The organism is Plantibacter sp. VKM Ac-2876 (assembly GCF_015350715.1).
In the GTDB taxonomy this organism is placed as follows: domain Bacteria; phylum Actinomycetota; class Actinomycetes; order Actinomycetales; family Microbacteriaceae; genus Plantibacter; species Plantibacter auratus.
In genome coordinates this window covers 1,040,601-1,053,717 of the sequence record NZ_JADKSI010000001.1, presented here as the reverse complement: position 1 = coordinate 1,053,717, position 13,117 = coordinate 1,040,601, and the positions used below count along the sequence as shown (strand labels likewise).

The 13,117-nt window shown below is 70.2% G+C and carries 13 protein-coding genes; 7 read left to right on the top strand and 6 right to left on the bottom strand.

The features are described from left to right. Positions 1-127 precede the first annotated feature (127 nt). Entirely contained in the window at positions 128-1,339 is a 1,212-nt protein-coding gene (locus ITJ62_RS05035; protein WP_194599935.1) for an MFS transporter, read from the bottom strand. 174 nt (positions 1,340-1,513) lie between these two features. Between ITJ62_RS05035 and ITJ62_RS05030 the strand changes: the two genes are divergently transcribed. The 4 genes from ITJ62_RS05030 to ITJ62_RS05015 all read left to right on the top strand — a co-directional run bounded on the left by ITJ62_RS05030 (position 1,514) and on the right by ITJ62_RS05015 (position 5,263). Beyond that, the gene (locus tag ITJ62_RS05030) at positions 1,514-1,972 is read left to right on the top strand and encodes a MarR family winged helix-turn-helix transcriptional regulator (protein ID WP_194599934.1); all 459 of its coding nucleotides are present in this window, start codon (positions 1,514-1,516) and stop codon (positions 1,970-1,972) included. Positions 1,973-2,113: 141 nt separating this feature from the next. Beyond that, a complete protein-coding gene (locus ITJ62_RS05025; RefSeq protein WP_194599933.1) occupies positions 2,114-3,079 on the top strand; it encodes a DMT family transporter in 966 nt (321 codons plus the stop codon). A gap of 58 nt (positions 3,080-3,137) precedes the next feature. Then, the gene (locus tag ITJ62_RS05020; protein ID WP_121292916.1) at positions 3,138-3,938 is read left to right on the top strand and encodes a carbon-nitrogen hydrolase family protein; all 801 of its coding nucleotides are present in this window, start codon (positions 3,138-3,140) and stop codon (positions 3,936-3,938) included. Positions 3,939-3,952: 14 nt separating this feature from the next. Then, a complete protein-coding gene (locus tag ITJ62_RS05015) occupies positions 3,953-5,263 on the top strand; it encodes a M20/M25/M40 family metallo-hydrolase (protein ID WP_370581825.1) in 1,311 nt (436 codons plus the stop codon). 108 nt (positions 5,264-5,371) lie between these two features. Here ITJ62_RS05015 and ITJ62_RS05010 read toward each other — a convergent pair whose 3' ends face one another. Further along, complete coding sequence (locus ITJ62_RS05010; protein WP_194599931.1) at positions 5,372-6,088, bottom strand: NUDIX domain-containing protein; 717 nt, start codon at positions 6,086-6,088, stop codon at positions 5,372-5,374. A 189-nt stretch (positions 6,089-6,277) separates the two neighbouring features. Here ITJ62_RS05010 and ITJ62_RS05005 point away from each other — a divergent pair, with 189 nt between their 5' ends. Continuing rightward, complete coding sequence (locus ITJ62_RS05005) at positions 6,278-7,705, top strand: glycoside hydrolase family 30 beta sandwich domain-containing protein (RefSeq protein WP_194599930.1); 1,428 nt, start codon at positions 6,278-6,280, stop codon at positions 7,703-7,705. A gap of 83 nt (positions 7,706-7,788) precedes the next feature. Next, the gene (locus ITJ62_RS05000) at positions 7,789-8,358 is read left to right on the top strand and encodes a dihydrofolate reductase family protein (protein ID WP_079000480.1); all 570 of its coding nucleotides are present in this window, start codon (positions 7,789-7,791) and stop codon (positions 8,356-8,358) included. Positions 8,359-8,555: 197 nt separating this feature from the next. On the opposite strand, the gene ITJ62_RS04995 is transcribed toward ITJ62_RS05000, so the two are convergent. From ITJ62_RS04995 to ITJ62_RS04985, 3 genes are read right to left on the bottom strand one after another with little or no spacing between them, the layout of a single operon-like run. After that, on the bottom strand, positions 8,556-9,728 hold the full coding sequence (locus tag ITJ62_RS04995) for an acetyl-CoA C-acyltransferase (protein WP_194599929.1): 1,173 nt from the start codon (positions 9,726-9,728) through the stop codon (positions 8,556-8,558). Continuing rightward, entirely contained in the window at positions 9,725-10,417 is a 693-nt protein-coding gene (locus ITJ62_RS04990; protein ID WP_194599928.1) for a 3-oxoacid CoA-transferase subunit B, read from the bottom strand. The genes ITJ62_RS04995 and ITJ62_RS04990 overlap by 4 nt, the downstream gene beginning before the upstream one ends. A 5-nt stretch (positions 10,418-10,422) precedes the next feature. Beyond that, complete coding sequence (locus ITJ62_RS04985) at positions 10,423-11,148, bottom strand: CoA transferase subunit A (protein WP_085511404.1); 726 nt, start codon at positions 11,146-11,148, stop codon at positions 10,423-10,425. A 196-nt stretch (positions 11,149-11,344) separates the two neighbouring features. On the opposite strand from ITJ62_RS04985, the gene ITJ62_RS04980 reads away from it, so the two are divergent. Beyond that, on the top strand, positions 11,345-12,094 hold the full coding sequence (locus tag ITJ62_RS04980) for an IclR family transcriptional regulator (protein WP_194599927.1): 750 nt from the start codon (positions 11,345-11,347) through the stop codon (positions 12,092-12,094). Between the two features lie 111 nt (positions 12,095-12,205). On the opposite strand, the gene ITJ62_RS04975 is transcribed toward ITJ62_RS04980, so the two are convergent. Further along, complete coding sequence (locus ITJ62_RS04975) at positions 12,206-13,075, bottom strand: aldo/keto reductase (RefSeq protein WP_194599926.1); 870 nt, start codon at positions 13,073-13,075, stop codon at positions 12,206-12,208. Between the last annotated feature and the right edge of the window lie 42 nt (positions 13,076-13,117).

Below are 13,117 nucleotides of genomic sequence, written 5' to 3'. Positions count from 1 at the left end.
CGTGCTCGCCGCTCGCCGCTCGCCGCTCGCCGCTGTCCCGGTCACCGAGCACCCCTACCCCGGTCACCGAGCTTGTCGAGGTGCGCAGCCCAGACCGTTCACAACTCCTGCTGGAGTCGCGGGCGGCTCACGCGGGGTGCGGGATCTCCGCGCGGGCGGCGTCGGCGGGCTCATCCTGCAGGAGTTGTGGACGACGACGGGAGCGCTTCGCGGCGGTGGACGCACCGATGATGACGATCAGGCCGAGCAGGGTGATGGCCGCTCCGGCCCAGATCGGCGAGGTGTAGCCGAGGCCGGCGGTGATCGTGACGCCGCCGAGCCAGGCGCCGAGCGCGTTGCCGAGGTTGAACGCGGCGATGTTCGCGCCCGAGGCGAGCGTGGGAGCGGCGTACCGCATGACCCGCATCTGCAGCGCGGGGACGGTCGCGAATCCGAAGCCGCCCATGAGGACGAGGGCGATCACGGTGGCGACGGGCGACTGAGCGGTCGCGGCGAACGCGACCAGGATCACGGTCAGCATCGCGATCACGACGATGAGCGTCCGGTCGATGTTCCGGTCGGCCGCCTTGCCACCCACGATGTTGCCGACCAGGAGTCCGACGCCGAAGAGGATGAGCAGCCACGGCACCGTGGTCGACGCGAAGCCGCTGACTTCCGTGAGCGTGTAGGCGATGTAGGTGAACGCGCCGAACATGCCGCCGTAGCCGAGGACCGTGACAGCGATCGAGAGCCAGACCTGGCCGGAGCGGAACGCGCGCAGCTCGGCGAGGAGCGACGCCGGGGCTTCGTCACGCTTCGGCTTGGGCACGAGTGTCAGGATGCCGACGAAGGCGACGACCCCGATCACCGTGATGGCCCAGAAGGTCGAGCGCCAGCCGAAGTGCTGGCCGAGCAGCGTGCCGAAGGGGACACCGAGCACGTTCGCCGCGGTGAGGCCGGTGAACATGATCGCGATCGCGCCGGCCTGTTTGTGGGCGGGGACCATCGCCGCCGCCAGGACCGAGCCGATGCCGAAGAACGCTCCGTGGCTGAGGGCGGCGATGATGCGGCCGGCGAGCATGACCTGGTAGTCACCGGCGAGTGCGGAGACGAGGTTTCCGGCGATGAAGAGCACCATCAGGGCCAGCAGGACGGGCTTCTTCGGCAGTCGGGTGACCGCCGCGGTGAGGGCGAGCGCCCCGACGACGACGGCCAGGGCGTAGCCGGAGATGAGCCAGCCGGCGGCGGCCTCCGAGACGCCGAAGTCGGCCGCCACCTCGGGCAGCAGCCCCATGATGACGAACTCCGTGAGGCCGATGCCGAAGCCGCCGAGGGCGAGGGCGATGAGACCGAGTGGCATGACGATTCCTGCGATTCCTGGGGGTCGTGGGGTGAGTACTGGTGGCCGGTAGGCCGGACGCGTACGCTGATAGTTGCAGACGCGCGATAGATATCGTTGCACGCGCTAGGTAATAGCGCAAGCAACTATCTGCGTCTGCAATCAATTATTCGATGTTCGAACCGAGGAGTCCCGATGGGCATCGCCGACGACGCTGTTGAGATCCGCGCGCAGGGGTGGCGGACGCTCGCTGCCCTGTACGGGTCGATCGAGTCCGATCTGGAACGTGCGCTGCAGGCCGAGGCCCGGCTCTCGGTGGTCGAGTACACCGTGCTCGACGCCCTGGGGCGCCAGGACGGCTGGCACATGCGCATGCAGCAGCTCGCCCGCGCGACGGCCCTGTCGCCGAGCGCCACCACCCGGCTCGTCAACCGCCTCGAGGACCGCGCGCTCCTCACCCGCGTGCTGTGCGCCGACGATCGCCGAGGGGTCTACACCGAGCTCACGGCGGCCGGGAAGGCGCTGCTCGAGGAGGCCCGACCGGTGCACGACCGCGCCCTCGAGGAGTCGCTCACCACAGCCGAGTCGCTCCCGGAACTCGCGCCGCTCGTGGAGGCGATCCACCGGCTGGAGCCCGTCACCACCACCGCTTGACCCGTTCGCAATTCAGGAAGCCCTCCGGCGTGTCCGTGCTGCGGCGCGGCGGAGCGGGCGAGACACGCGGGTGCGTCCTGAATTGCGAACACGGCGTCGGTGGGTGATGCCAAGCTGAGTCGTCCGACTCGAGGGAGCACGATGAGCGCCGCAGCACCGAACACCCGTGTCACCGCGCTCGTCGCACCAGGGTCCCGCAGGGTGCTGGGCGCCTATCTCGGCGCTGCGCTCATCTGGGGCGCCAGCTTCCTCTTCATGAAGACCGGCCTGACCGGACTCGCTCCGGCGCAGGTCGCGCTGTCCCGCGTGGTGCTCGGTGCCCTGACGCTCTGCATCATCATGCTCGTCACCCGACGCCGCTGGCCGCGGGAGCGTCGGCTCTGGGCGCACCTCGCCGTCGTCTCCGTCTTCCTCTGCGTCGCCCCGTTCCTCCTGTTTTCCTGGGCGGGACAGTTCCTGCCGTCCGGCCTGTCGAGCATCCTCAACGCGACCACGCCGATCATGACGCTCGCCGTCGGCGCGGTGTTCCTCCCGAAGGAACGGCTGAACGGCCTGCAGGTGTTCGGCATCTTCGTCGGCGCCCTCGGCGTCGCGATCGTCGTCGGCCCCTGGCGCGTCCTGGCCGACCCGGCGATCCTCGAGTCCATCCCGGCTCAGCTCGCCTGCCTCGGCGCGACCCTCTGCTACGGCATCGCCTTCGTCTACCTCCGGAAGTTCGTCCTCGGCACCCACAGCTACGACGCGGTCGTCATCTCGGCCGTGGAGATCTCACTCGCCGCCGTCATCATGCTCGTGCTCTCCCCGTTCATCGCGATGCAGCCCGTGTCGCTCGACGCCCCGGTCGTCCTCAGCATGCTCGCGCTGGGAGCACTCGGTACCGGCGTCGCCTACATCTGGATGACGACGATCGTCGACTCCTGGGGCCCGACGGCGGCGTCCACCGTCACGTACCTCACGCCCCTCGTCGGTGTCGTCCTCGGCATCCTCGTGCTCGGTGAGATCCTGCACTGGAATGAGCCGGTGGGCGGCGTGATCGTCGTGCTCGGCATCCTCGTGAGCCAGGGCCGGCTCCGGTTCCGGCGGCGCACGCCCCCACTCTCGGCATAGGGTGGCTGGACGGCCACGCGCCGACGGTCGCGGCCCTTCCCACGGAACGAGGTTTCACATGCGCATCGCATCCGGGCAGTTCTCCGCCGGAACGGACATCGACGAGAACCTCGCCAGCGTGGTCGCCCTGCTCGGTGAGGCAGCGGCGGGCGGCGCCGAACTGCTCGTACTGCCGGAGATGAGCAGCTACGCCACCTCGGAACCGCCGAGCGCGCTCGCCGCGATCGCCCAACCACTCGACGGCCCATTCATCACGGGTGTCGCCGCCGCAGCTGCCGCGCGCTCCCTCCCGACGGTCGTCGGCACCATCGAGGAGAACCCCGGTGGGTTGCCCTACAACACGCTCGTGGCGATCGACGCCGAGGGCAACATCACCGCGACGTACCGGAAGGTGCACCTCTACGACGCCTTCGGATACGCGGAGAGCGACGGCATCTCGGCCGGCGAGCTCACCGAACCGTTCGTCCTCGAGCTCGGCGACCTCCGCATCGGGGCCTTCACCTGCTACGACCTCCGCTTCCCGGAGAGCGCGCGGCGTCTCATCGACGCCGGCGCCAACGTCATCCTGCTGCCCGCGATGTGGATCGTCGGTCCCGGCAAGGAGGACGCCTGGACCACCCTCGTGCGCGCCCGGGCCATCGAGAACACCGCCTACGTCGTGAGCGCCAACCAGACCGGCCCGCTCGCCACCGGCAACTCGATCATCGTCGACCCTGCCGGCGTCGTCATCGCCGCCGCCGGCGAGGCACCAGGGGTCGTCTTCGCCGAGCTCGATCCGGCGCGACTCGACACCGTGCGGGCGCGGGTTCCCTCGCTCGCCAACCGCCGGTTCACCGTGGTCCCGCGGACCGCCGAATGAGCGTGGGCGAGCGCGTGAGCGACCCGGTCGGTCTCTCGGAGGTCGTCTCCATCACGCGCGACCTCATCCGGATCGACACCTCGAACTACGGCGGCGGGCGTGCCGTCGGCGAGTCCCGCGCGGCGGACCTCGTCGAACGCCTCCTTGGTGAGGTCGGGATCGTGTGCGAGCGCTTCGAGGCCGAGCCCGGCAGGACGAACCTCGTCGCGCGGTGGCCAGGTCGCGACCGCACCCTGCCCGGCCTCCTGCTGCACGGGCACCTCGACGTCGTCCCGGTCGACGCGGCCGCATGGACGGTCGACCCGTTCGGTGGCGAGATCGCCGACGGCATGCTGTGGGGCCGCGGCGCCGTCGACATGAAGAACATGGTGGCGATGATCGTCGCGTCGGTCCGGCGCATGGTGACGGCGGGGGAGCAGCCCGAGCGCGACGTCGTCCTGGCGTTCTTCGCCGATGAGGAGGCCGGGTGCGTCCTCGGCTCGCAGTGGATGGTCGAGCACCACCCGGAGCAGTTCGCCGGCGTCCGCGACGCGATCAGCGAGGGCGGCGGGTACAGCGTGACCCTCGGCGAACGAGCCGACACCCGTGCGTATCTGCTCAACACCGGCGAGAAGGGCGTGCTCTGGTTGCGGCTGACCGCCCACGGTGCCGCCGGTCACGCCTCGCTCGCGAGCCAGGATTCGGCGATCGTCAAGCTCGCCGCCGCGGTCGGCCGGATCGGCGCGCTCGACTGGCCGGTGTCGTTCACCGAGACGACGACGCACCTGTTCCAGCGGCTGCGCGAACTGACCGGAGCCTCCTCCGAGCTCTCGCCGTTCGAACTCGCCGCGCTCGTCGGTCCCAGCGCATCGCGGCTGCGCGCCGGCCTGCAGAACGTGGCGAACGTCACCATGATCACCGGCGGGTACAAGGAGAACGTGATCCCCGAATCCGCGACCGCGACGGTCGACGCCCGGTTCCTGCCCGGCCAGCGGGACGAGGTCATCGCGCGCATCCGTGAAGCGGCGGGCGAGGGGGTCGACGTCGAGGTCCAGCTGGAGCTCATCGCGATGGAGTCCCCGAACGACGGCGAGCTGGTCTCGGTGATCGAGGCGGTCATCGAGCGTCACGATCCCGGTGCGACCGTGCTCCCACATCTCATCCCCGGCGGCACCGACGCGAAGGCGCTCAGCCGACTCGGCATCACGGGGTACGGGTTCATCCCGCTCAGGTTGCCGGCGGACTTCGACTTCCCCGGGATGTTCCACGGTGTCGACGAACGCGTGCCGCTCGACGCGCTCGACTTCGGCTGCGCGGTGCTCACGGACATCATCCGCTCGGCCTGACGGGCAGATGACCGGGTGGCCGACCGGTGTTCGGGTTCGCCGATCGGCCACCCGGAGACGGGTGGCACGGTGTTCTGGCGAGCTCGGGGTCCGGGAGTCTCGGCGGTACTAGCGTGCGGGTGGTGCAGGCGGAACGGGCGTCGGTGCCGTCGCGAACGGGCCGGAGAGCCTCGCCCACTGCAGCAGCATGATGGTCTTCGCGTCGATGATGTCGTCGCCGATGCGCGCGATCGCGTCGTCGATGTCGAGTTCGAGGAGTTCGATCTCCTCGCCCTCCTCGGCGAGTCCGCCCCAGTCGCCGCGACGCGCAGCGGGGTCGTACTCCGCCGCGTAGAAGTGCAGGCGCTCGGTCACGGAGCCGGGGCTCATGAACGCGTCGAACACATGCTGGACGGCCTCGACCGCGAACCCCGTCTCCTCGCGGGCCTCGCGGGCGACAGCCGTCTCGGGATCGTCGTCGTCGAGCAGGCCGGCGGCGGTCTCGATGAGCTCGCCGGTCGGGTGTCCGTTGACGTAGGCCGGGTAGCGGAACTGCCTGGTGAGCAGGACCTTCCGGGAGTCACCGTGGTAGAGCAGGATGGTCGCACCGTTGCCGCGGTCGTAGGTCTCGCGCTGCTGCGTCGTCCAGGCGCCTGAGCGGTCCTGGACCCGCAGGGTCGTCCGTCGGAGGACGTGCCAGGCGGCGGCGACCAGTTCCACGTCGGTCACCTGGACACGCGGGTTGCCGGTGAGGTCGAGGCCGGTACGGTGCAGGCCGGTGCGCCCGCGGGCGTCGGGGAGGTCTGCTCCGGGTTGCGGCTCCCGGACCGTCGTGGAATCGGCCATCCATCGAGTGTACGACCGCCTGCGAACGGCATGCCAGCGGGGTGTCCCGGGTGCGCCGCTCGGGTGAGCCCTGCTGCGCGCCGCGCCCGATCGTGAATGGCGACTGATCTTCGGTTTTCGCGGGTTCTGCAACATACTGGTGGGAGCACCGGTCGCGGTCCACGGAGGACCCCCGTCGAAAGGCACTCGATGACGAGCAGCATTCCCGCCAGCAGCCCCGTCGCCAGCGGAGGCACCACGCCTTCAGCGCGGTCGGTCAGCTGGGTCGTGACCACCCAGGACGCACCCTGGCAGGAGCAGGAGCCCCTCGGGTTCGGACGACTCGCGGGGATGCCGAACGTCATGGTCGACGTGACGAACCCGCAGCAGACCGTCGACGGTATCGGCGGATGCTTCAACGAACTCGGCTGGACGGCGCTGGGTCTCCTGCCCGAAGCGGACCGCGAGGGCATCCTGTCCGACCTCTTCACGCCGGGCGCGGGACTGAACCTCTCGCTCTGCCGCATGCCCGTCGGCGCCAACGACTTCTCCACCGACTGGTACTCCTACGACGAGGTCGACGGCGACTTCGACCTCGAGCACTTCAGCATCGACCACGACCGCGCGACGCTCGTCCCCTTCATCCAGGCGGCGCAGCGGTACCAGGGCGACCTGCGTCTCTGGGCGTCGCCGTGGAGCCCGCCCACCTGGATGAAGACGAACGGGCACTACGCGGCCGCGCGCCCCTGGCCGGGGTCCGGCGTCGACAACGGCATCCGCGACGATCAACTCGGTGCCGAGGGGACCGATCTCTTCATCCTCGAAGACCGCTACCTCGAGACCTACGCCCGGTACTTCGCCCGCTTCGTCGAGGCCTACGGCGAGGAGGGTATCCGCGTCGAAATGGTCATGCCGCAGAACGAGTTCAACTCGGCGCAGGTGTTCCCGAGCTGTGTGTGGACGGCCGAGGGGCTCGCTCGGTTCATCGCCGTCCTCGGGCCGGAGATGGACCGTCTCGGAGTGCGGGTCTTCCTCGGCACGCAGGAGCGGCCGCACGACGCGCAGATCGAGACCGTGCTCCGGGATCCGGCGGCCGGTCCCTGGGTCGCCGGAGTCGGATTCCAGTGGGCCGGCAAGGGCGCGATCGCTGCCGTGCATCACGCCCACCCGGACCTCGCGCTGTACCAGACCGAGCAGGAGTGTGGCGACGGACGGAACGACTGGCGCTTCGTGCGGCACACCTGGGGACTCATGCGCCACTTCTTCACACACGGCGCGCAGGCCTACACGTACTGGAACCTCGCGCTCACGGAGGGTGGGGTCAGCCGATGGGGCTGGGCGCAGAACTCCCTCGTCGTCGTGGACCCCGAGGCCCGGACCTTCCGCTACACCCACGAGTACTTCCTCATGCGGCACCTGGGGCACTTCCTGCAGCCGGGTGCGCAGCGGCTCGCGACGATGAGCTGGACCGGGCACGAGAACCTGCTCGCCTTCCGCAACCCGGACGGCGGCGTCGTGCTCGTGATGCAGAACGACCTCGGCGAACCGCTCCCCGTGCAGATCGTGGTGGGCGACGACGTCATCACGCCGACCCTGCCGGCGGACTCCTTCGCGACGCTCGTCATCCCGCCCGCCTGACCGTCGGTGCCGGAGCCGGCCCTTGTGGGCGGTCGCCTCTGCGGCCTAGCCTCTCGCGTACCGGCACTGGCGACGGAGGACACATGGGCAGGCTCATCTATTCGGCGATCAGCTCGCTCGACGGCTACCTCGCCGATGAGGAGGGCCGCTTCGACTGGAGCGCACCGGACGCCGAGGTGCACGCCTTCGTGAACGAGCTCTCCCGGCCGATCGGCACCTACCTGTTCGGCCGACGCATGTACGAGATCATGACGTTCTGGGAGACGGCGGACGAGCTGCCGGACGAGCCTCGCGAGATCGCCGACTTCGCGGCTCTGTGGCTCGCGGCCGACAAGGTCGTGTACTCGACGTCGCTCGATGCGGTCTCGACGGCCCGGACGACGCTCGAGCGATCGTTCGACCCGGAGGCCGTACGCCGGTGGAAGGCGGAATCGGACCGCGACCTCAGCGTCGGCGGCCCGCACCTCGCAGCCGAGGCGATGGCCGCGGGGCTCGTCGACGAGGTGCAGTTGTTCCTCTCACCGGTGATCGTCGGCGGCGGCTTGCGGGCGCTGCCGGCCAACCTCCGGCGACGTCTGGAACTCGTCGACGAGCGTCGCTTCGAGGCCGGTGTCGTCCACCTCCGCTACACCGTCACCGGCGAGCCCGTCTGAGTCGGCAGCGCGGCCAGCTCGCCCCGCGCACAACTCCTGCTCCTCCAAGGCGGTGATCCCCGCCCGTGCGCACAACTCCTGCTTGGAGTCCTGCGGCTCACCCGACACGCCGGGGCGTGAGGCGACGCGGCGCGATCAGCAGGAGTTGCGCACGGGCGGGGATCGGCGCCGAGCGTCCAGCAGGAGTTACGGACGGATCAGACGGCCTCGAGGATGATCGCGGAGCCCTGGCCGCCACCACCGCAGATGCCGGCGGCGCCGATCGAACCCGGGCCGGCGGCGGCGAGACGGCGGGCGAGGTGCCCGACGATCCGGGTGCCGGAGGCGCCGATCGGGTGACCGAGGGCGATCGCGCCGCCGTTCGCGTTGACGATCGCGGGATCCACTCCGAGTTCGTCGGTCGAGTGGACCGACACGGCGGCGAACGCCTCGTTGATCTCGACCGCTGCGAGATCACCCGTGGTGTGGGAGGTCTTCGCGAGTGCGGCGGCGATCGCGTTGGAGGGCTGGGCGTGCAGGCTGACGTCGGGTCCGGCGACGAGCGCGTGCGCGACGACGCGGGCGATCGGGGTGAGTCCCCGGGCCGCAGCGGCTTCCTCGCTCATGAGCACGACCGCGGCCGCTCCGTCGGTGATCTGGGAGGAGTTACCCGCGGTGATCGTGCCCTCGCCGCCGAACGCGGGACGCAGCCCGGCCAGCGACTCGGCGGTGGTGTCGGCGCGGAGTCCGTCGTCGGCGCTCACGACCGTCGGGCCCTTGCGCCCCGGCACCGAGAAGGGTTCGATCTCCTCGGCTTGGACGTCCGCAGCTGCGGCGAGCCGCTGGTGCGAGCCGGCCGCCCAGGCGTCCTGCTCCGGGCGTGCGATGCCGAGTGAGCCGTTGCGCTCCTCGGTGGACGACCCCATCGACCGGTGCTCGAACGCATCGGTCAGGCCGTCGTGGTCGAGGGTGTCGACGAGCTCGATGGCGCCGTAGCGCTTGCCGGCGCGCGAGCCCGACCAGGCGTGCGGGGCGAGGCTCATCGACTCCTGGCCGAGCGCGACGACCACGTCCACCTCGCCGGCGTCGATGAGACGTGTACCGGTGACGATCGCCTCCATGCCGGAGAGGCACACCGCGTTGACGGTGATGGCGGGGACGGTGAAGGGGATGTCGGCCCCGACGGCGGACTGCCGGGCGGGGTTCTGGCCGGTGGCGCCCTGCAACACCTGGCCGGCGATGACCTGCTGCACGTCGGCGGCGTCGACCCCCGCCCGGGACAGGGCCGCGCGGATGGCGTGGGCGCCGAGCTCGGTGGCCGGCACGGACGCGAACGCCCCGTTGAACTTCACGAACGGGGTACGGGCGTACCCGACGATGACGGTGCTCATGCGTGTGCCTCCTGAGGCGTGGCGGGTGCGGTCGGCACCTCGCCGGTGGTGGTGGGGTCGAGTTCGACGGAGAACTCCGCGCCCGTCAGGGTGCGCAGTTCGGCGACGCTCGTGTCGGGCTCGAAGGCCCGGAGGACGAGCGCCCCCTCGACGATATCGAAGACGGCGCGGTCGCTGATGATGCGGTCGACGACACCGACGCCGGTGAGCGGCAGATCGCACCGCTCGACGATCTTCGGGCTGCCGTCCTTCGCGACGTGCTCGGTGACGACCACCACCCGCGGGGTTCCGGCGACGAGGTCCATCGCTCCGCCCATGCCCTTGACGAGCTTGCCTGGGATCGTCCAGTTCGCGAGGTCGCCCGCACCCGAGACCTGGAGCGCGCCGAGGATGGCCAGCTGCACGTGGCCGCCGCGGATCATGCCGAACGACATCGCCGAGTCGAAGTAGCTCCCGCCCTCGAGGAGCGTGACCGTCTGCTTCCCGGCGTTGATGAGGTCGGCGTCCTCCTCGCCCTCGATCGGGAACGGACCCATGCCGAGCAGGCCGTTCTCGCTCTGCAGCGTGACGTGGACGCCCGGCGGGACGTGGTTCGCGACGAGCGTGGGGATGCCGATGCCGAGGTTCACGTACTCGCCGTCGCGGAGTTCGGTCGCCGCGATCGCGGCCATGTCGTCTCTCGTCCACATGATGATCAGGCTCCTGCCGGTGTCGTGGTGGCGGCCGCCGGACGGACGGTGCGCTGTTCGATGTCCTTCACCCGCGGCGTCGCCGTGACGAGGCGCTGGACGAAGATGCCGGGGGTGACGACGGTGTTCGGATCGAGGTAGCCATCCTCGACGACCTCCTCGGCCTCGGCGATCGTCAGCCGGCCGGCGGTCGCGACGATCGGGTTGAAGTTCCGGGCGGTGTGCCGGAAGACGAGGTTGCCCTCGCGGTCGGCGCGGAACGCGTGCACGAGGGCCACGTCGGCGACGATGCCGCGCTCGAGGACGTAGGTCTCCCCGTCGAACACCTCCGTCGGCTTGCCCTCCGCGACCGGGGTGCCGACGCCGGTCTTCGTGTAGAACCCGGCGATACCGGCGCCGCCCGCGCGCAGCCGCTCGGCGAGCGTGCCCTGCGGCGTGAACTCGACCTCGAGCTCGCCGTCGAGGAACTGCTTGGCGAAGAGTTTGTTCTCGCCCACGTACGACGCGACGACCTTCCGCACCTGTCGGTTCTCGAGGAGGATGCCGAGGCCCTTGCCGTCGACGCCCATGTTGTTGGAGACGATCGTGAGGTCGGTGGCACCCGTGTCCCGCAGGGCCTCGATGAGGTCGGTCGGGTTGCCGCTCAGGCCGAACCCGCCGACCGCGATGGTCGCTCCGTCCCGGACGACCTCGTGCAACGCTTCGGCGGCGCTCGACCAGTGTTTCGTCATGTCACTCCCTTGTGGATGGCGGGCCGACCTGACCACATGGTGGCGTAGGCCGTTCGTCTCTCCTGTAGTCAGTCACAGCCGTCGTGCGGTGTCAAAGGTGGCGTGGAGCCCAGTCCCCGATTCACTCATGACGTGGTCCCGGCTGCGGCGTAGGCTCACCATGTGGACAAACCGGGAGTGCGACGTGGCTGAGGGGATGCGTGGCGCCCAGGTCGTCTCGCGCGTGAGCCGGATCCTCAAGATCGTGTCGGAGCACCCCGGTGGTGCGTCGTCTTCGGCGGTGGCCGCGGCCGCCGGGCTCACCCGGCCGACGGCGCACCGCCTGCTCGCCTCGCTCGCCGCCGAGGGCTTCCTCGACCACGACGTCCGCGCCGCCCGGTGGCACCTCGGCCCCGAGCTGTTCCTCCTCGGATCGCTCGCGGCGGAGCGGTACGACGTCGCCGAGCTCGCCCGGGAGAGCGTGCGGATCCTCGCGCACGAAAGTGGCGAGAGCGCCTTCCTGTCGGTGCGTCGCGGGTTCGAGACCGTGTGTCTGCTGCGCGAGGAGGGGAGTTTCCCGGTGCGGTCGTTCGTCCTGACCGAGGGTGTCCGCTTCCCCCTGGGGGTTGCGTCGGCGGGGCTGGCGATCCTCGCGTTCTCGAGCGACGAGGAGATCGACGACTACCTGGGTCGCGCCGACCTCGTCGAGCGATGGGGCGAGGCCCACACCGCCGACCGCGTGCGCGAGCGGATCCGCGAGACGCGCGAGCGCGGGTACGCGGTGAACCCGGCGCTCATCCTCGAGGGCAGCTGGGGCATGGGCGCGGCGGTCTTCGATGCGGCGGGGAAGCCCGCCTGGGCGCTCAGTCTCACCGGGATCGAATCCCGGTTCCGGCCTGAGCGCCAGGCGTTCCTCGGCGGCCTGCTCCTGGAGCAGGCGCACGAGCTGTCGAAGCGGCTCCGCTGAGCCGGGTGGTCGGTCCCTGAGCTGCGCTGCACTTCGACAAGCTCAGTGACCGGGTGGCCGCTCAGTGATCAGCGGTCCGGTCCCTGAGCCTGTCGAAGGGCGGTGGGAGCGTTACTCCGAGACGGCGGACAGCTCCTCGAACTCGTCGTCGGTGAGCTCGATCGTCGCACCCTGCAGGTTGTCCTCGAGGTGCTCGATGCTCGACGTCCCCGGGATCGGGAGCATGACGGGCGAGCGCTTGAGCAGCCAGGCCAGCGCGAGCTGCGACGGGGTCGCGTCGTGTCGCTCGGCGAGGTGCGTGAGCGGGCCGTGCTCCTTGCTGAGGGCGCCGGTCGCCAGCGGGAACCACGGGATGAAGGCGACGCCGTGCTCGGTCGACCAGTCGAGGAGGTCCTCCGAGGAGCGGTCGGTGAGGTTGTAGAGGTTCTGCACCGACGCGATCGGAGCGATCTGCTGGGCCGCTTCGACCTCGGCGACGCTGACCTGGCTGAGGCCGATGTGTCTGATCTTGCCCTCGTCCTGCAGCTTGCGCAGTTCGCCGATCTGGTCCTCGAACGGCACCGTCGGGTCGATCCGGTGCAACTGCAGGAGGTCGATGCGGTCGACGGCGAGACGGCGGAGGCCGAGCTCGACCTGCTGGCGGAGGTAGGCGGGCACGCCGGTGGGCGTCCACTCGCCGGGACCCTGTCGGGTCTGGCCGACCTTCGTCGCGATCACGATGTCGTCGTAGGGGTGCAGCGCTTCGCGGAGGAGGGTGTCGGTGACGTCGGGGCCGTAGGCGTCGGCGCTGTCGAAGAAGTTCACGCCGAGTTCGGCGGCGCGCTTGATCAGGCGGATGGCGCCGTCGCGGTCGTCGGGCTCGCCCCAGACGCCCTCGCCGGTCAGCTGCATCGTGCCGTAGCCGAGTCGGTTGACGGTGAGGTCGCCGCCGAGCGAGAAGGTGCCGGCGGCGGTTGCGGGGCGTGTGGTGGTGTCGGTCATGCGGGTGCTCCTTCGGAGGAATGCGGAAATTCCAGCCAAGCA